Here is a 16206-nt window from a genome sequence, read left to right as displayed (position 1 = left end):
TCGCACGCTCGCTCCTCGGTGGCGCCGACCGACCACCACCCCGCGGCCACCGATCAGGTCGCGCCGATCAGCACCGCAGCGCCGAGCCAGACGAGTGCGACGACCTTGACCACCTCGAATCCGACGTACACGAAGTGGGCGTGACTGCGGGGTCCCTCGTGCCCGGCGAGCACGGCGTCGGACCGCTTGGTCAGTGCGGGCCGCACGGCCACCAGCTGAATGATGAGGGCGGCAATTGCCACGCCGGCCGCGATCGGTTCCGCGAGACCACCCCACTCGCCGAGGACGATGGCCATGAGAATGCCCACCGCCCAGGCGATCTCGGCGGAATTGAGCGCTCGGAACACCAACCGACCGATGCCGAGCCCGACGGGCAGGGTCACCCCGGGTGCGCGGAACTTGAGCGGTGCCTCGATGAACGAGATGGCGAACACCATGCCGAGCCACAGGAACGTCAGCGCGGTGACGACCGCGCCGGCAGCGCTCATCGCGCGCCGGTCCGCAACAGCTCAGGTCCGAACGTCTCGTAGTGGATCCGGCTCTCGTCGACCTCGCGATTGATGAATGCCTCGCGCATCGACGAGAGAAATCCGGTGGGCCCGCACAGCATGACGTGCGAGTCCCGATCGACGTCGACGTCGTCGAGTGTCATCTGCCCGACCCGGATCGCGTCCGACACCACGTGGGGTGACGTGCTCTCATACCACTGGATCAATCGGCCAGACGGCAGTGAATCGACAAGGGCGGCCAGCATTCCGCGGTGCGGTTGCCGGTCTCGCGAACGGTCTGCGTGAAGAACGGTCACCGGCCGAGGGTCGCGCCGCTCCGACAGTGCGGTGAGCAGACCGATGACGGGCGTACAGCCGATTCCTGCCGAGGCCAGCAGCAGGGGTGCATCGTCGTCGGGCAGCACAAGGTCGCCGAACGGCGTGCTGACGTCGAGGAGATCGCCCTCGAAGACCTGCTCGTGCAGGTGTGCCGACACCTCACCGGCGAGTTTGACACTGAACCGCCACCGCGACTCGGCCGGCGATCCCGTCAGACTGTACTGACGGATCTGCCGAGCACCGTCGAGGAGCGGGACCTGAACCGAGATGTATTGTCCGGGCCGGAATCCCGGCAGTGCACCCTCGACGGCTTCGACGGTCAGCGCGATCGTGTCGGGCGAGACCTGCACGCGTTCGGCGACCCGGACCTCGCGCCAGACGTGCCCGGGATCGACGGCTGCGTCGGCATAGAGCTGCGCCTCGGAAGCGATGAGCAGGTCTGCCATGTCCCAGTAGAGCTGATCCCAGGCGTCGGCGGCCTCGGGCGTGACCGCGGCACCGAGCACATCGACGATCGCCGCGAAGAGATGTTCGTGCACCACGGCATACTGCTCGGCGGTGACTCCGAGTGAAGCGTGCTTGTGCGCGATGCGGTCGAGAATGAAGCGTTGGCGCCGGATGTCGGGTTCGAGCTGCAGACGCGCGAACGCGGCGATCGAACCGGCGAGTGCCTGCGGCTGCTCGCCCGACTTCTGGTGAGTACGGTTGAACAGATTGTCGAGCAGCTCCGGGTGCGCGGCGAAGAGTCCGCGATAGAACCGCGGGGTGATCTCCGCGAGGGATCCCTCGACGGCGGGCAGGGTGGCGGCGATCGTCGCGAGTTGGGTGTCAGACAGCATGAGAACTCCTTTGTTCATCTGCTCATCGGTTGGTGCGCATGAAATCTGAGGTCTGGCGGATCGGGTCGTCCGGATCGCGTCAGGAGCCGAGGCGACGGGGCATCGTCGCGGAGGAGCCGTCGCTCGCCGGACGCGGCGTCAGCGACAACAACACCGCGCTCGTCGGCTCGCGGGCGAGGTCGGCGACCGTCTCGGTGTCCAGGCTCTCGTAGAAGGCCGTCACCGCGCGGGCCAGCGAGCCCCGGAGCCGACACGCATTCCGCAGCGGACAGGGTTGGGCGCCCTCGCATTCCACGACCTCGCCATCGCCTTCGAGCGAACGTGCGAGCCACCCGACGCGGGCATCGCGGCCGAGTTCGGTGATCGTCAGCCCACCTGTTCGACCGCGTCGAGCGTGGACGACGCCCATCTCCGACAGCCTCCCGACGACCTTGGCGACATGCGTGTACGGGACCGCGAGTTCCCGGGCGAGGTCCTTGGTGGTGAGAGCTGTTGCAACCGGGCCACCTTGATCTGCGACCGCCAACCGCATCACGACTCGGAGGCCGATGTCGGTGAAGCGGGTCAATTGCATGGTGCAAGTAGACCATAAATTGGTACGGAAAATACCAATTAAGATCGGTGATGCCGGTCACCCGACGCGTGCGGGCTGCCTATCCGCCGTCGGCGATGCGGGGCCGGGTGTGAGTGGTCCAGGTCTGACCGTCGTGGTACCGATCCGCGACCGGGTCCTGCGGGTCCGGGTACCAGCCGGCCACGACATTCCGTGAGCCGTCCACAACCGAACCCGCCGACCTCCGGGACACCAGGACGACGATGCCTGCGATCCCGGCACCGAGGACGGCCAGCAGCGCGAGCAGGACGACGAGCATCAGCAGGATCGACATGCTCGCACCGTACCGAGCGCCGGGCGGGCTGCCACGTCGTCGGCGGCAACTGTGCTCCGATTACGTCGAACGATGGACCCGCCCGTGCCGCACAACCGACCGGCCCGATTCTCACCGGATCAACGCTCGACGGTCTTGACGGCGAGCCCCAGCCGCTGCGCACGGCGAATCATGGTGAACGCGTTGTCGATTGCGGCACAACCCGGGTCATTGTTGAAGTAGATGTACACATCGCACGAGTCGTCGTAGAACTCCGAGAGGCGGCGCAGCCAGCTGTCGATCGCACGGGTCCCGTAGCTCATCGGTCGTCGCGACGTGCCGTCGTGAAGTCGCAAGTATCCGAAATCGGCTGTGCGCCAAAGTGGATTGAGGATGCGGTTCTTCCGGTCGGCCCAGCACAACGCCGCGTTGTGCCGTTCGAGGACCGACCGGGTCTCGTCGGTCCACCACGAGTCGTGCCGGGGCTCGACCGCGACCTGAATCGTCTTCGGGAACCGCGCGAGCGTCTCGTCGAGGGCGTCGGGCGCGGCGCGGAGGTTGGGAGGCAACTGGAGGAGCACCGGCCCCAGCCGACCGTCGAGTCCCGCCGACCGGTCGAGGAAGCGCTGGACCGGTTCGGCCGGCTCCTGGAGGCGCTTGATGTGGGTCAGGTAGCGACTCATCTTCGCCGCCATCCGGAAGTCGGCGGGAACGGTCTCGGCCCAGTTCTCGAACGCCTTCCTCTCCGGCAGCCGATAGAAGGTGTTGTTGACCTCTGCGGTCGGAAACCGCTGGGCGTAGTAGTCCAACCACAGACGCTGCGGAAGCTGCTGGGGGTAGAACGCACCCCGCCAGTCGCGGTACTGCCACCCGGAGGTGCCGATGAACAGCACCGTCGTGCCTATCCGTTGGGGACGGGGCTACGAATCCCGTCCACGACGAGTAGTCGGCATGCGCGTGGGTGTCGATTCACGTGCTCCGGGTACCCGTCGGCGGCATATGCCAATCACCGAGACGGGAGCGACACATTGACCAAACTGGCGATCATCTATTACTCGGCCACCGGGCACGGCACCGCGATGGCGCAGGCGTTGTCAGACGCCGGCGAATCCGCCGGAGCCGAGGTTCGTGTCCGACACATCGCCGAGACGCGGGATCCGGAGACGTTCGCCGAGAATCCGGCGTGGTCGGCCAACTACGAGGCCACCAAGGACCTGCCCGCGGCAGGCGGTGACGACATCGTCTGGGCCGACGGGGTGATCTTCGGGAGCCCGACGCGGTTCGGTAGCACGGCCTCGCCGTTCCAGTCGTTCATCGACTCGCTCGGCGGACTCTGGGCCGAGGGCAAGTTGGCCGACAAGGCCTACGCCGCCTTCACCTCGAGCCAGACCGCGCACGGCGGCCAGGAGACCACGCTCACCGGGCTCTACACGTCGCTGATGCATTTCGGCGGTATCCTCGTCCCGCCCGGTTACACCGACGGGCTGAAGTTCGCCGACGGCAACCCGTACGGCGTCTCCCACGTCACGGGTCCGGAGAACAAGAACGACCTCGACGACGCGACGAAGGCGGCCCTGGCACACATGGCGCAACGTGTGGTGCGCATCGCGAAACTCCTCGCCGGCTGAGTCACCGCGAAACGGGTTGACAGCGATCACCAGGAGGTCCACCATCGGTCCTCGTGTCTGTCAGAGTGTCGCCCTTCGGGCGTGAGGAGGTCGTCGGCGTCGTGCGCGCCGACGGTTGAGCACCCCGCCCCGACCGGCGCGCGTCCCTTGTTGTGGACCGCGCCGGTCGAATCGTGCTCTCCTCCATCCTCCGACACCTGAGGTGTACACAACCATGCATTCCTTGACCGAAGCCGAGATTCGCTCGTCGTTCGTCAACGCCTCGTTGCGCGAACGCAAGAGCATGACCCTCCCACCCGACTTCGACGAGTTCTACTGGGAGAAGCTGGATTTCGCCGGTTGGCGGGATCCGAAGCTCCCGATGGTCGGATACGTGGTCATCCCGACCGACGACGACGTCGTCGGGATCATGCTGCGACTCGGCGGCCGACAGCCGCGCAACCGTCCGCTGTGCTCGTTCTGCGAAGATGTCCAGCTGCCCAACGAGGTCGCCTTCTTCAGCGCGAAGTTCGCCGGCGCCGCGGGACGCAAGGGCAACACCGTCGGCACGCTGATCTGCTCGAACTTCGAATGTTCGACGAACGTCCGCGCCAAGCCGTCGGCCATCTTCGCCACCGACGACCCCGAAACCGTGCGGCAGCAACGCATTGCCGCGCTGCGCACCCACCTCGCGGGATTCGCACAGCGCGTGGCGAGCGGGGACAGCTGAGCGGAGCGTCGACCGGCGAACCGGTGTTTCAGCCGGTTCGCCGATCGCGGTTCGGCGATAGTGGACCAATGACCTCGCTGTTCATCCGAGCACTTCAGACCCACCAGTGGCTGTACGAGCATTCGGGCGGTCTCGTCGGCCACCGCCTGCTCATGGGCAATCCCACGCTGCTGCTGCGGACGATCGGGCGCCGCACGGGTGAGGCGAGGTGCAACGCACTGACCTATGCCCGCGACGGCGAGGCCTACCTGGTGGTCGCGTCGAACGGCGGGTCGCCGCGACCGCCGGGGTGGCTCGCCAACCTCAAGGCCCATCCGAATGTCGAGGTCCAGGTGGGTCGGCGCCGGATCCAGGTCACCGCGCGGGCGACCTACCCCGACGACCCGGACTACGCCCGGCGCTTCGTCCTCGTCGACGAGGTGAACCGCGGTCGCTACGCGGGCTACCAGAAGAAGACGACGCGTCCGCTGGCCATCGTCGAGCTGACACCGCGGTAAGGGGTCCCGCCCTTTCGATGATTCACGCAGCGCCGGGCCGCCCTTCGCCGCTGGTCCACCGCCGCGCGTACTCGTCGATGTAGTTCTGTCCGGACCGCTCGCAGATCGTCGCCATCAGTTCGTCTGTGAGGACGCGGATTCGGCCCTCGGCGACGTCTCCGCATCCGAGGTCGATCGGCGGGAGGATGTCGATCGTGACCCTGCGTCTGCCTGGCAACCGGCCATCCGCTCGCCCGGTCCCGGAGATCGCAACGGGTACGAGCGGCGCACCCGTGATCAGCGCCACCCGCACGGCCCCGGTCCGTCCGCGATACATCCGCCCGTCCGGGGATCGGGTGCCCTCGGGGTGAATTCCCCAGGCTCCCCCGTCTTCCAGGATCTCCACCGCTCGTCGGAGCGCCGACGACGCTTCCGTGCCGCCACGACGATCGACCGGGATCTGCCCCAGGGTGAGAAAGAACCAGCGTTGCAGGCGACCGACGGGACCAGGCCGCTCGAAGTACTCGCGCTTGGCGAGGAACGTCACCGGTCGACGCACGGCCAGAGCCAGGTAGAAGGAATCGAGCACGGACAGATGATTCGCAGCCACGATGACCGGCCCGGTGGTGGGCAGATGCTCGCGGCCCGCTATCCGGGGTCTCCCCCACAGGACGAGTGCCGGACCGATCAGGACGTACCGACACAGGGCGTACGACAGCCTGGTTCTCGCGCGCATAGACAGTGTCTACCCGAGCGTGGGTGACACTGTCTACGTGGAGTCAGCGAAGACCAGGACCGCGTTGGTTCGTGCCGGCGTCGAATTGCTGGAGGAGACCGGTTCACCAGATGTGGGATTGCGCGAGATCGCGCGCCGCGCGGGCGTCTCCCACGGCGCTCCCCGCAGATGGTTCCCGACGCACCGCGCGCTTCTGGCGGCCATCGCCCGCGAAGGCCTGGAGGACCTGTCGTCGGAACTGATGCGTGCGGCGGGCGAGGTACCCCAGAACATCCGGCACGTCGCATTCACGTACGTCGCGTTTGCCCGTCGTCGACCTGCGATGTTCGCCCTGATCTTTCGGCACGACCTGCTCGAGGGCGGCGGGGCCGACCTCCGCACCACCTCACGGCCACTGTTCGCCTGGCTGGTCTCGCTGATCGAGCACAGCGGCACCGTCGACGCTCCCGAGCTGCGCGCAGCCGAGCTGTGGGTCGGCGTACACGGGATCGCGATGCTGTCCTCGACGGGATCGTTGGGCCTGGCCGCGCCCGGGATCGACGACGACGAACTCGTCGACCGGATCGTCGAGAACTGTCTGCGGCCGTCGCGCTGATCCCCCGATGACTATCGCCCGCCCCGCCGGTCGGTATCTGGGAGAACATTGCGACGACTCTTCAGGAGAAGCATGCGAACGCTGGCGATCACCCAGAACATGACGCTCGACGGCTCGATCGAGATGGTGACCGACTGGTTCGACCCGACCGTCGAGGCGCCGGACCTCATGGCCGAGTCGCACCGGCAGGACGCCGAGGCCGACGGTCTGCTGGTCGGAAGGCAGACCTTCGAGGACTTCCGCAGCTTCTGGCCGCACCAGACCGAGGACGCCACCGGGATCACCGACTACCTGAACACCGTCGACAAATACGTGGTGTCGAGCACGATGACCGACCCGGACTGGCAGAACTCGACGGTGCTGTCCGGCGATGTCGTGGATGAGGTCACCGCGCTGAAGAACGCCGACGGCAAGGACATCGTCGTGACCGGCAGCATCAGCTTGTGCCACACCCTGATCGGCGCCGGTCTCGTCGACGAGTACCGGCTGTTCGTCTACCCGACCGTCCAGGGATCGGGGCGGCGGCTGTTCCCCGACGGTCTGGAGATCCCGACCCTGCGGCTCGTCGACACCAAGGCCTTCGAGCTGGGCGTCTCGCTGCTGCGCTATCGGACGGTGTGACGCGGTTCAGGTGGGATCGGAGTCGATCTCCTCGAGAGCACGGGCGCGGATCGCGGCGAGGTCCATCCCGTACGTCGGTCCGTGCGACTGCTCGTACTCCGTCAATCGCGCAGCCGCGCGGTCGTAGAGGCGTCGCGCGCCGACGGCGTTGCCACGACGATGGTGAGTCAGTCCGACGCAGAGCTGGGCCAGTCCCTGCCACAGCGGACGCTCCGCCGGCGGACACGACTTCCAGCGGGTCTCGAACACCTCGTGCGCGGAGAACGGACGACCCTCCTCGAACAACCGCCATGCCAGCGCAATCGTCTCGTCGGGCGGCAATGGCTCCTCGGACACGGGCTCGACGCCGCGCTCGCCATAGGGCAGCGGCCGTCCCAGCTCGTCACGTGGCCGGGCCTGACGCGCGCGACCGTCGGGGTCGCGATCGCGGTCGTCGGACACCGAGCACCTCCTGATCGAATGGTCGCGAACCGTATTGTCGTTCGGCGTCCCTGCCTGCGACCGGGGAGCGGTACGAGCGGCAGCAGGACGGTACCCGTCCATCGGGTCCGGAAACGAGAAAGGCCAGGTTGCCCTGTGCAACCTGACCTTGTCTTCGCTCGTGGTGGGCGAAGGGGGACTTGAACCCCCACGTCCCGAAGGACACTGGCACCTGAAGCCAGCGCGTCTGCCATTCCGCCACTCGCCCGTGGCCACCGAGAATCCGGTGGGCATGTCGTCGAACTGGGTGTGTCCGGCGACTGGACGACGATAGCAGCACGCCGCCGCCGAAACAAAACTCGATCTCCGACGTTGCATTTGTGCAGTACGTCGGGTTACGTCAGATGCCGAATACACACCAATGGGACGGGAGTTGCACACGGTGCACCAGTTGCCTTGGTGGCACAGTTGGCCGTTGATGTCGCTATCATCAAACAAGGCCAGATGCACGGCGACACGCTCTATTGCCGCGAAAGGAGGTCTCGGTGGGGATCCTGCAACGACTGGAACGCAAGCTCGAAGGTGCAGTTGACGACGGTTTTGCCCGTGTCTTCGGTGGTCAGGTGGCCCCGCAGGAGATCGAGAACGGGCTTCAACGAGAAGCCGAGGAGTCGCTCGAGAACCTCGGTGACGGTACGGTCCTTGCGGCCAACAGCTACACCTTGCTGTTCAGTCCCACCGATCATCAGCACATCGCTGCGGAATACGAGCTGAACCGCAAGACTTTCTCGAAGCATTTGGAAAACTTCATCAAGGACAACGGATGGCAGACCTACGGCAAGGTCGTCGTAGAGTTCGAGCAATCGCCGTCCTTGCACACGGGGATCTTCCGCGCACGCGGCACGGTCAACCCGGACGCGCGGCCCCGCCCGGCGGGAGCACGTTCGGAGCATCCGCACGCTGCGCCGGTCCCCGGTCCGCCGGCCGGACGCCCGGCCCCTGTTCCCCCACTTACCAACGCCCCCGACCAAGGAGCCCCCAAGATGACTCAGAATCCCGGATACGACCAGCGCAGGGGCGCCGATCCCGCCTACGACCAGTACGGCCAGGGATCGGGACAGCCGGGAGACCAGGGCTACGGCCAGCAGGGGTACGACCAGTACGGTCAGCAGCCCGGCTATGACCAGGGGTACGACCAGCAGGGATACAGCCAGCAGGGTTACGAACAACAGGGATACGACCAGCAGGGATACGGCCAACAGCCCGGCTACGGACAGCAGGGCTACAGCCAGCAGCCCGGCTACGAGCAGCAGGGCTACAGCCAGCAGCCCGGCTACGGCCAACAGGGATACGACCAGCAGGGTTACGGACAGCAACCCGGCTACGAGCAGCAGGGCTACAGCCAGCAGCCCGGCTACGGTCAACAGGGATACGACCAGCAGGGCTATGGCCAGCAACCCGGCTACGACCAGGGTTACGGTCAGCAGGGCTACGAGCAGCAGGGCTACGGCCAGCAGGCGTACGGCCAGCAGCCCGCCAATTACGACTACCAGGGCGGCTACGACCAGGGATACGGCGCGGGCCGCCCGGCCGCAGGCTACGCCCCGTCGTCGATCACGCTCCTCCTCGAGGACGGCAGCAACCGCACCTTCCAGCTGCACGAGGGATCGAACGTGATCGGCCGCGGACAGGACGCGCAGTTCCGTCTGCCCGACACCGGCGTCTCGCGCCGCCACGTGGAGATCCGCTGGGACGGCGCCACCGCCATGCTCACCGATCTCAACTCGACCAACGGCACCACCGTCAACGATCTCCAGGTGAACACCTGGGAACTCGCCGACGGCGACCGCATCCGCGTCGGACACTCCGACATCACCGTCCGGTTCCAGTAGACCCGCAAACGCCGAGCGCACGCCCACCTGACGTGGGCGACGGTCGAGACTGGCCCGAGACCGCTCCGGCCGGTTGATACTGAACTGTCATATCCGAATGACCGGGTTCGGCGAATCTGCCCATAAGATGCAGTCGGGTCCGCTCGTTTCGCTCGGCGGTCCCATGATCGCTGCCGTGGGTACGACCCGCGAGACGGAACGCGCTGGAGGTGAACACGACATGCAGGGCTTGGTGCTGCAACTGACCCGCATCGGTTTTCTGTTGTTGCTCTGGTTGTTCGTCTTCGCCGTGATCCGCACGCTGCGCGCCGACATCGCGTCGGCCGGCGGACTCCGCATCCCCCGGTACTCCGGCGGCTCGGAGAAGCGACGTCGCAGCGGCGGCGTCCGCGGCGCGGCCCGCTATCTCGTCGTCACCCACGGCGCGCTGGCGAACACCCGGATCAGCCTCGGTCAGCAGCCGGTCCTGCTCGGACGCGCCGACGACTCGACCCTGGTGCTGACCGACGACTACGCCTCCGAGCGACATGCGCGGCTCTCCAGACGCGGCGACGACTGGTATGTCGAAGACCTCGGCTCCACCAACGGCACCTACCTCGATCGTTCCAAGGTGACGACCGCGGTCAAGGTCCCGCTGAACACGCCGATCCGCATCGGCAAGACCGTGATCGAGTTGCGCCCGTGACACTTGTGTTGCGCTACATCGCGCGCAGCGACCGTGGTCTCGTGCGGTCCAACAACGAGGACTCGTTCTACGCGGGTCCTCGCCTGCTGGCCCTCGCCGACGGAATGGGCGGCCACGCGGCCGGCGAAGTCGCCAGCCAACTGGTGATCCGCGCGCTCAGCACCCTCGACGACGACGAGCCCGGCGGCGACCTCCTCACCCAGCTCGACGGCGCCACCCGTGCCGGCAACGAGGCGATCGCGGCACAGGTGCACGAATCACCCGAACTCGACGGCATGGGCACCACGCTCACCGCGATCCTCTTCGCCGGCAGCCGAATCGGCCTGTGTCACATCGGCGACTCGCGCGGATACATGTTCCGCGACGGTGCGCTGACCCAGATCACCCGTGACGACACCTTCGTCCAGACCCTCGTCGACGAAGGTCGCATCACCGCCGAACAGGCACACACCCATCCGCAACGCTCGCTGATCATGCGCGCGCTCACCGGAACCGAGGTCGAGCCGACCCTGACGATGCGCGAGGCCCGCGCCGGCGATCGGTACATGCTGTGCAGCGACGGCCTGTCCGACGTCGTGACCGAGGAGACCCTCGCCGAGACCCTGGGGTCCATCGCCGACCCCAAGGAGTGCGCCGACCGTCTCATCGAACTCGCGCTGCGCGGCGGCGGCCCGGACAACGTCACCGTCGTCCTCGCCGACGTCGTCGACACCGAGTACGGCGACTCGCGCCCGATCGTCGGTGGCGCTGCCGGCGGCAACGAGGAGATCTACACGCCCGACCCGGCGACCGCCGCGGGACGGGCGGCAGCACTTCGCCCGCCCCCCGCCGAACCGCAGCGCCCGACGGTGCTGACCGAGGACGAGCCCGCCGCCAAGCACAAGAGCAAGTACCGACGCTGGATCGTCGCCGGTGTCGTGCTGACCGTGGTGGCGGCGCTGGTCGTCGGCGTCTTCGTCGTCCGGTCCGTCGTACGCAGCAACTACTACGTGGCCGCCGACGACAGCGGCGACGTGCTCGTCTACCAGGGATCACCGGAAAAGGTGTTCTTCCTCTCGATGAGCAACCCGGTGCAGCGCGTCTGCGTCGAGGACCTCGATCAGACCGAACCGACGTACACGTTCATCTCCTACGACGACGGCACCTGCGAGTTCCCCCTCAACGTCGACGACCTGGTGTCGGGGCCGGCGCAGTCGGTCAAGAACGTGATGATCCGGAACAAGAGCGAGCAGCAGATCCAGGGCGTCGTCACCGACGAGCTGACCTTCCGCTGCGACAACGCGCCCTCGTCGGCAACGCCCGCACCGACTCCCCCGCCACCGGCACCGTCGGAGTCCACACCGAGCACCGACCCGTCCGCGCCCGCACCACGCGCCACCGCGGCGCCCGCACCGGGAATCCCGCAGCAGGGTGCGACCGAGTCGGTGGCTCCGCCCACCGGCAACGCCGGACCTTCCGCCACGCCCGCACCTGATCAGGACGCCGGCACGAGTTGCCGGCAGCAGGTGAGATGACTCAAGCCGCGCCCGCACCGCACGCCCCGCCACGCCAACCCGCCACGAGCACCGGTCGCAACGCCGAACTGCTGCTCCTGGTGTTCGCCATCGGTCTGGTGACGGTGGCGTTGCTCATCGTCCAGGCCGCCCAGGGTCAGAACCTCACCTGGGACATCCTCAAGTACGTGGCCGCCTACACCGGGCTGTTCGGTGTCGCCCACCTCGTGGTCCGACGCTATGCACCCCACGCCGATCCGATCATGCTGCCCGTCGTCGCCGTCCTGAACGGCCTGGGGCTGGTGCTGATCCACCGGCTCGACCTCGGTACGGGCAACACCGGGGAGTCGGTGAATGCCACCGAGGCGACCCGCAACGCCGACCAGCAGTTGCTGTGGGCGGTGCTCGGCATCGTGGCGTTCTCCGCGGTCCTCATCCTGATCCGCGATCACCGCACGCTGTCGCGCTATGCCTACACGCTCGGCCTCGGCGGACTGGTCTTCCTGATCATCCCGGCGATCCTGCCCAGTGCGTTCTCGGAGATCAACGGTTCGAAGAACTGGATCATCACACCGTTCTTCTCGATCCAGCCCAGCGAGTTCTCCAAGATCCTGATCATCATCTTCGCCGCGGCGGTGCTGGTGTCGAAGCGCGACCTGTTCATCACCGCCGGTCCGCACGTGCTCGGCGTCGACCTGCCGCGCGCCCGCGACCTCGGTCCGCTCCTGGCCGCCTGGGCGATCGCCATCGCCGTGATGGTGGTCCAGAAGGACCTGGGTACGTCGCTGCTGATCTTCGCGACGATCCTGACGATGCTCTACGTGGCCACCTCACGTGTCGAATGGCTGGTGCTGGGCATCGGGTTGTTCGCCATCGGCGCGGTGTTCGCGTGGTCGATCTTCTCGCACCTGCAGACGCGTGTCTCGGTGTGGCTGGATCCCTTCGCGGACTTCGACGGCTCGGGCTACCAGATCGGGCAGAGCCTGTTCGGCCTGGCCACGGGCGGACTGTTCGGCACCGGACTCGGTTCGGGTCGGCCCAACATCGTGCCGTTCGCCAACACCGACTTCATCATCTCGACCATCGGTGAGGAGCTCGGCCTGGCCGGCCTCACCGCGATCCTGCTGCTGTACATGATCTTCATCCACCGCGGACTACGGACCGGCATCGCCGTACGCGACAGCTTCGGCAAACTCCTGGCGACCGGACTCGCGTTCACCATCGCGATGCAGATCTTCGTCGTCGTCGGCGGCGTCACCAAGCTGATCCCGCTGACCGGTCTCACGACCCCCTTCCTGTCTTACGGCGGGTCGTCGCTGCTGGCCAACTACATCCTGGTCGCGCTGCTCATCCGGATCTCGAACGCCGCGCGCGAACCCGATCCCGGCAAGAAGCGGCCCGCGGCCAAGCCCGTCGAGGCACTGCCCACGCAGGTGGTGAAGCGCCGGTGAACAAGCCGATCCGCAATGTGTCGATGGCGGTGATCGTGATGATCATCGCGCTCCTCGCGAACGCCACCTATGTGCAGGTCTTCAAGGCCGACGCGCTGAAGACCGACACCCGCAACAACCGGGTGCTGCTCGACGAGTACTCTCGCCAGCGCGGTCTGATCACCACCGCCGACGGCACGGTCATCGCGCTGTCGGTGCCCATCGACAGCCGCCTAAAGTTCCTCCGTCAGTACCCGCGGGAGGGCGCCGAGGCCTTCGCCCCGGTCACCGGCTACTACTCGTTCCAGTACCTCGCCAGTCAGATCGAGCACTACGAGAACAGCATCCTGAACGGATCCGACGACCGGCTGTTCGGCCAGCGGTTCATGGACATGTTCTCCGGCCGCGATCCACGCGGCGGCAACGTCGTCACGACCATCAACCCGAAGGTCCAGCAGGCCGCCTACCAGGCGATGCTCAACGGCCCGTGCGACGGACCGTGCCGGGGCGCCGTCGTGGCCCTGCAGCCGAACACCGGGAAGATCCTCGCGATGGTCTCGACCCCGAGCTACGACCCCAACAAGCTCGCCAGCCACGACCAGGAGGTTCGTGAGGGCAGCTGGGAGGCGTGGAACCGCCCCGGTGACACCGCGCAGCCGATGCTGAACCGCGCGATCAGCCAGCTGTACCCACCGGGATCGACCTTCAAGGTCGTGACGTCGGCCGCCGCCCTGCGCGACAACATCACTCCCGGCATCCGTCTCACCGCCGCGCCGACCTTCCCGCTGCCCGGCACCGATGTCTCGCTGCCGAACTACGGCGGCGAGACCTGCCCCGGGTCGTCGGGCGGAACCGTGTCACTGGAGACGGCGTTCAAGTACTCGTGCAACACCGCCTTCGCCGAACTGGTGACCGAGAAGATGTCCGACGCGATCCCGAAGTTCACCGAGACCGCGAGCCTCTTCGGCCTCGATCAGCCGGGCCCCGACATCCCGATGCCCGTCGCCGACTCGACTGTCGGACAGATCCCGTCCCTCGACGTCCTCGCGCAGGCCTCGATCGGGCAGCGTGACGTCCGGCTCACCCCGCTCCAGAACGCGATGATCGCCGCGACCGTGGCGAACGGAGGTGTGCGCATGCAGCCGTACCTGGTGGACAAGTTGCAGGCCGCGGATCTGCGGACGCTGCAGACCACCCCGCCGACAACGGCCAACAAGCCGATCACGCCCGAGCAGGCCGCCGAGCTGACGTCGATGATGATCGAGTCGGAACGGTCGACGGCCGGCGCGGGCGGTCCGGTGTCGATCGCGTCGAAGACCGGAACGGCGGAAAGCGGGTCGAGTACGGACACCCCGTTCTCCTGGTACATCGCCTTCGGGCCGTCGTCGAACGCGCAGATCGCGGTCGCCGTCGTGGTGGAGAATGGACAATTCGGTGCGGACTCGGTCGGCGGAACCGTCGCGGCGCCGATCGGACGAGAAGTGATCAACTCACTGGTGGGAGGTGGCAGTCGATGACCCTGCAGAACGGCACCACCATCGGCGATCGGTATCGGCTCATCCGCCTGATCGCCACGGGCGGTATGGGACAGGTGTGGGAGGCGCTCGACACGCGTCTCAATCGACGTGTCGCGGTGAAAGTCCTCAAGGCCGAGTACACCAGCGACCCGGAGTTCATCGCCCGGTTCCGCGCGGAGGCACAGACCACCGCCAAGCTGAACAACCCGGGGATCGCGAACGTCTTCGACTACGGCGAGACCCCGGACTACAACGGCGGCGATCCGCTGGCGTACCTGGTGATGGAACTCGTCGACGGCGAACCGCTGAACTCGGTGATCTCTCGGCTGGGCCGGCTCTCGCTGACCAACACGCTCGACATGCTCGAGCAGACCGGTCGCGCCCTGCAGGCCGCGCACAACCAGGGTCTCGTGCACCGCGACGTCAAACCCGGCAACATCCTGATCACGCCGGTCGGCCAGGTGAAGATCACCGACTTCGGTATCGCCAAGGCCGTCGACTCCGCCCCGGTCACCAAGACCGGGATGGTCATGGGGACGGCGCAGTACATCTCCCCGGAACAGGCCACCGGTGACGAGGCGACCGCGGCGTCGGATGTCTACTCGCTCGGAGTCGTCGGTTATGAGGCGCTCACCGGCCGGCGGCCGTTCCTCGGCGACGGCGCGATCACCGTCGCGATGAAACACATCCGGGAGTCGCCGCCCCCACTGCCGTCGAACCTGCCGTCGGGTGTCCGCGAACTCATCGAGATCACGATGGCCAAGGATCCGCGGCAGCGCTATGCCAACGGCGGCGAGTTCGCCGATGCGGTGGCCGCCGTGCGCGCCGGGCGCCGTCCGCCTCGTCCGGGGGCGATCGCAGGTGCCGCGGCGGGAGCAGCGGGTGCCGCGGCGCTCGGTGCCGCGGTCGCACGTGGCGCCACGCCACCGACCGGGGCCGCGTCGCGACCGATGACACCCCGGCCGACGTCCCGCACCGCGGTCGCGCCACCACCGCCGGACAACAGCTGGACGACCGGGCAGAAGGTCCTCGCCGGCATCGCGGCCGCCCTGCTTGTCGGCGCCATCGGACTCATCGGGTTCTATCTGGTGAACAGTGGAAACGGTGGGGCGGCGACGCCACCCCCGTCGTCGCCGACGGTCACCGAGACCACGACGACCGATGCACCGACCGAGGAGACCGACGAGCCGACCACCACCCGGCGCACGACTCGCACGACGACGAGCGAGGAGACGACGACCACCAGCGAGACGAGCGAGGAGACGACCACACTCGCGCCGTCGGGACCCCCTGACTCGCCGCCGGATCCCGGTGCCGCCACCGGAACCCCGTGCTTCCCCGGCGTGCCGTTCTCACCGTTGTGCTGATGGACAGCTGTACTGGAGACAACCGTGCCGAGGCACCCGCAGTGCCCGTGTGCCGAATGTCTCCGACCGAGAAGTTTCCGACCGATATGTTCTGATCTGAGATCC

General features: G+C 67.2%; 18 protein-coding genes and 1 tRNA gene. 11 read left to right on the top strand and 8 right to left on the bottom strand.

The genetic code is table 11. The features are described from left to right. Positions 1-53: 53 nt before the first annotated feature. From BCM27_RS00300 to BCM27_RS00280, 5 genes are all read right to left on the bottom strand, one after another. The gene (locus BCM27_RS00300; protein WP_004020863.1) at positions 54-488 is read right to left on the bottom strand and encodes a hypothetical protein; all 435 of its coding nucleotides are present in this window, start codon (positions 486-488) and stop codon (positions 54-56) included. Continuing rightward, a complete protein-coding gene (locus BCM27_RS00295; RefSeq protein WP_004020864.1) occupies positions 485-1666 on the bottom strand; it encodes a globin domain-containing protein in 1182 nt (393 codons plus the stop codon). The genes BCM27_RS00300 and BCM27_RS00295 overlap by 4 nt, the downstream gene beginning before the upstream one ends. A gap of 79 nt (positions 1667-1745) precedes the next feature. Beyond that, positions 1746-2240: an RrF2 family transcriptional regulator gene (locus BCM27_RS00290; protein ID WP_004020865.1), complete on the bottom strand. Its 495-nt coding sequence runs from the start codon at positions 2238-2240 to the stop codon at positions 1746-1748. Positions 2241-2319: 79 nt separating this feature from the next. After that, positions 2320-2553, bottom strand: coding sequence for a DUF2510 domain-containing protein (locus tag BCM27_RS00285; protein ID WP_004020866.1), 234 nt, complete (start codon positions 2551-2553; stop codon positions 2320-2322). Positions 2554-2672: 119 nt separating this feature from the next. After that, on the bottom strand, positions 2673-3425 hold the full coding sequence (locus BCM27_RS00280) for a DUF72 domain-containing protein (RefSeq protein WP_004020867.1): 753 nt from the start codon (positions 3423-3425) through the stop codon (positions 2673-2675). A gap of 135 nt (positions 3426-3560) precedes the next feature. On the opposite strand from BCM27_RS00280, the gene wrbA reads away from it, so the two are divergent. The 3 genes from wrbA (at position 3561) to BCM27_RS00265 (ending at position 5366) form a co-directional block, all read left to right on the top strand. Then, positions 3561-4160 (top strand): NAD(P)H:quinone oxidoreductase, encoded by a 600-nt coding sequence (gene wrbA, locus BCM27_RS00275; RefSeq protein WP_004020868.1) that lies wholly within the window; start codon positions 3561-3563, stop codon positions 4158-4160. Between the two features lie 214 nt (positions 4161-4374). After that, positions 4375-4869: an FBP domain-containing protein gene (locus BCM27_RS00270; RefSeq protein WP_004020869.1), complete on the top strand. Its 495-nt coding sequence runs from the start codon at positions 4375-4377 to the stop codon at positions 4867-4869. Positions 4870-4937: 68 nt separating this feature from the next. After that, positions 4938-5366 (top strand): nitroreductase family deazaflavin-dependent oxidoreductase, encoded by a 429-nt coding sequence (locus tag BCM27_RS00265; RefSeq protein ID WP_004020870.1) that lies wholly within the window; start codon positions 4938-4940, stop codon positions 5364-5366. Between the two features lie 22 nt (positions 5367-5388). Here BCM27_RS00265 and BCM27_RS00260 read toward each other — a convergent pair whose 3' ends face one another. Then, entirely contained in the window at positions 5389-6081 is a 693-nt protein-coding gene (locus BCM27_RS00260; protein WP_004020871.1) for a lysophospholipid acyltransferase family protein, read from the bottom strand. Positions 6082-6118: 37 nt separating this feature from the next. Here BCM27_RS00260 and BCM27_RS00255 point away from each other — a divergent pair, with 37 nt between their 5' ends. Both BCM27_RS00255 and BCM27_RS00250 read left to right on the top strand, forming a co-directional pair. Continuing rightward, positions 6119-6676: a TetR/AcrR family transcriptional regulator gene (locus BCM27_RS00255; protein ID WP_033204344.1), complete on the top strand. Its 558-nt coding sequence runs from the start codon at positions 6119-6121 to the stop codon at positions 6674-6676. 72 nt (positions 6677-6748) lie between these two features. Further along, positions 6749-7297, top strand: coding sequence for a dihydrofolate reductase family protein (locus BCM27_RS00250; RefSeq protein ID WP_004023302.1), 549 nt, complete (start codon positions 6749-6751; stop codon positions 7295-7297). Between the two features lie 6 nt (positions 7298-7303). Here the strand turns inward: BCM27_RS00250 and BCM27_RS00245 are convergent, their stop codons facing one another. Both BCM27_RS00245 and BCM27_RS00240 read right to left on the bottom strand, forming a co-directional pair. Further along, positions 7304-7738 (bottom strand): DUF309 domain-containing protein, encoded by a 435-nt coding sequence (locus BCM27_RS00245; protein ID WP_004023303.1) that lies wholly within the window; start codon positions 7736-7738, stop codon positions 7304-7306. 161 nt (positions 7739-7899) lie between these two features. Then, positions 7900-7985: transfer RNA gene (locus BCM27_RS00240), tRNA-Leu, on the bottom strand. Between the two features lie 277 nt (positions 7986-8262). Between BCM27_RS00240 and BCM27_RS00235 the strand changes: the two genes are divergently transcribed. From BCM27_RS00235 to BCM27_RS00210, 6 genes are all read left to right on the top strand, one after another. Further along, positions 8263-9609, top strand: coding sequence for an FhaA domain-containing protein (locus BCM27_RS00235; RefSeq protein WP_004023304.1), 1347 nt, complete (start codon positions 8263-8265; stop codon positions 9607-9609). A gap of 220 nt (positions 9610-9829) precedes the next feature. Continuing rightward, the gene (locus BCM27_RS00230; RefSeq protein ID WP_004023305.1) at positions 9830-10294 is read left to right on the top strand and encodes an FHA domain-containing protein FhaB/FipA; all 465 of its coding nucleotides are present in this window, start codon (positions 9830-9832) and stop codon (positions 10292-10294) included. After that, positions 10291-11808 (top strand): PP2C family protein-serine/threonine phosphatase, encoded by a 1518-nt coding sequence (locus tag BCM27_RS00225; RefSeq protein ID WP_033204240.1) that lies wholly within the window; start codon positions 10291-10293, stop codon positions 11806-11808. The genes BCM27_RS00230 and BCM27_RS00225 overlap by 4 nt, the downstream gene beginning before the upstream one ends. Beyond that, on the top strand, positions 11805-13238 hold the full coding sequence (locus BCM27_RS00220; RefSeq protein ID WP_004023307.1) for an FtsW/RodA/SpoVE family cell cycle protein: 1434 nt from the start codon (positions 11805-11807) through the stop codon (positions 13236-13238). Before BCM27_RS00225 ends, BCM27_RS00220 begins: the two co-directional genes overlap by 4 nt. Further along, complete coding sequence (locus BCM27_RS00215) at positions 13235-14734, top strand: peptidoglycan D,D-transpeptidase FtsI family protein (protein ID WP_004023309.1); 1500 nt, start codon at positions 13235-13237, stop codon at positions 14732-14734. The genes BCM27_RS00220 and BCM27_RS00215 overlap by 4 nt, the downstream gene beginning before the upstream one ends. Then, positions 14731-16101, top strand: a complete 1371-nt coding sequence (locus BCM27_RS00210) for a protein kinase domain-containing protein (protein ID WP_004023310.1) — start codon at positions 14731-14733, stop codon at positions 16099-16101. Before BCM27_RS00215 ends, BCM27_RS00210 begins: the two co-directional genes overlap by 4 nt. Positions 16102-16206: the final 105 nt, after the last annotated feature.

The organism is Gordonia terrae, from assembly GCF_001698225.1.
In the GTDB taxonomy this organism is placed as follows: Bacteria; Actinomycetota; Actinomycetes; order Mycobacteriales; family Mycobacteriaceae; genus Gordonia; species Gordonia terrae.
The sequence above is the reverse complement of the archived record's forward strand: the minus strand, read 5'-3'. Positions and strand labels throughout refer to the sequence as shown.

Bases quoted from the DNA above. Each gene is read 5' to 3' on its own strand.
- BCM27_RS00300 (WP_004020863.1), bottom strand. From the start codon at position 488: ATGAGCGCTGCCGGCGCGGTCGTCACCGCGCTGACGTTCCTGTGGCTC.
- BCM27_RS00295 (WP_004020864.1), bottom strand. From the start codon at position 1,666: ATGCTGTCTGACACCCAACTCGCGACGATCGCCGCCACCCTGCCCGCC.
- BCM27_RS00290 (WP_004020865.1), bottom strand. From the start codon at position 2,240: ATGCAATTGACCCGCTTCACCGACATCGGCCTCCGAGTCGTGATGCGG.
- BCM27_RS00285 (WP_004020866.1), bottom strand. From the start codon at position 2,553: ATGTCGATCCTGCTGATGCTCGTCGTCCTGCTCGCGCTGCTGGCCGTC.
- BCM27_RS00270 (WP_004020869.1), top strand. From the start codon at position 4,375: ATGCATTCCTTGACCGAAGCCGAGATTCGCTCGTCGTTCGTCAACGCC.
- BCM27_RS00265 (WP_004020870.1), top strand. From the start codon at position 4,938: ATGACCTCGCTGTTCATCCGAGCACTTCAGACCCACCAGTGGCTGTAC.
- BCM27_RS00260 (WP_004020871.1), bottom strand. From the start codon at position 6,081: ATGCGCGCGAGAACCAGGCTGTCGTACGCCCTGTGTCGGTACGTCCTG.
- BCM27_RS00250 (WP_004023302.1), top strand. From the start codon at position 6,749: ATGCGAACGCTGGCGATCACCCAGAACATGACGCTCGACGGCTCGATC.
- BCM27_RS00230 (WP_004023305.1), top strand. From the start codon at position 9,830: ATGCAGGGCTTGGTGCTGCAACTGACCCGCATCGGTTTTCTGTTGTTG.
- BCM27_RS00220 (WP_004023307.1), top strand. From the start codon at position 11,805: ATGACTCAAGCCGCGCCCGCACCGCACGCCCCGCCACGCCAACCCGCC.
- BCM27_RS00210 (WP_004023310.1), top strand. From the start codon at position 14,731: ATGACCCTGCAGAACGGCACCACCATCGGCGATCGGTATCGGCTCATC.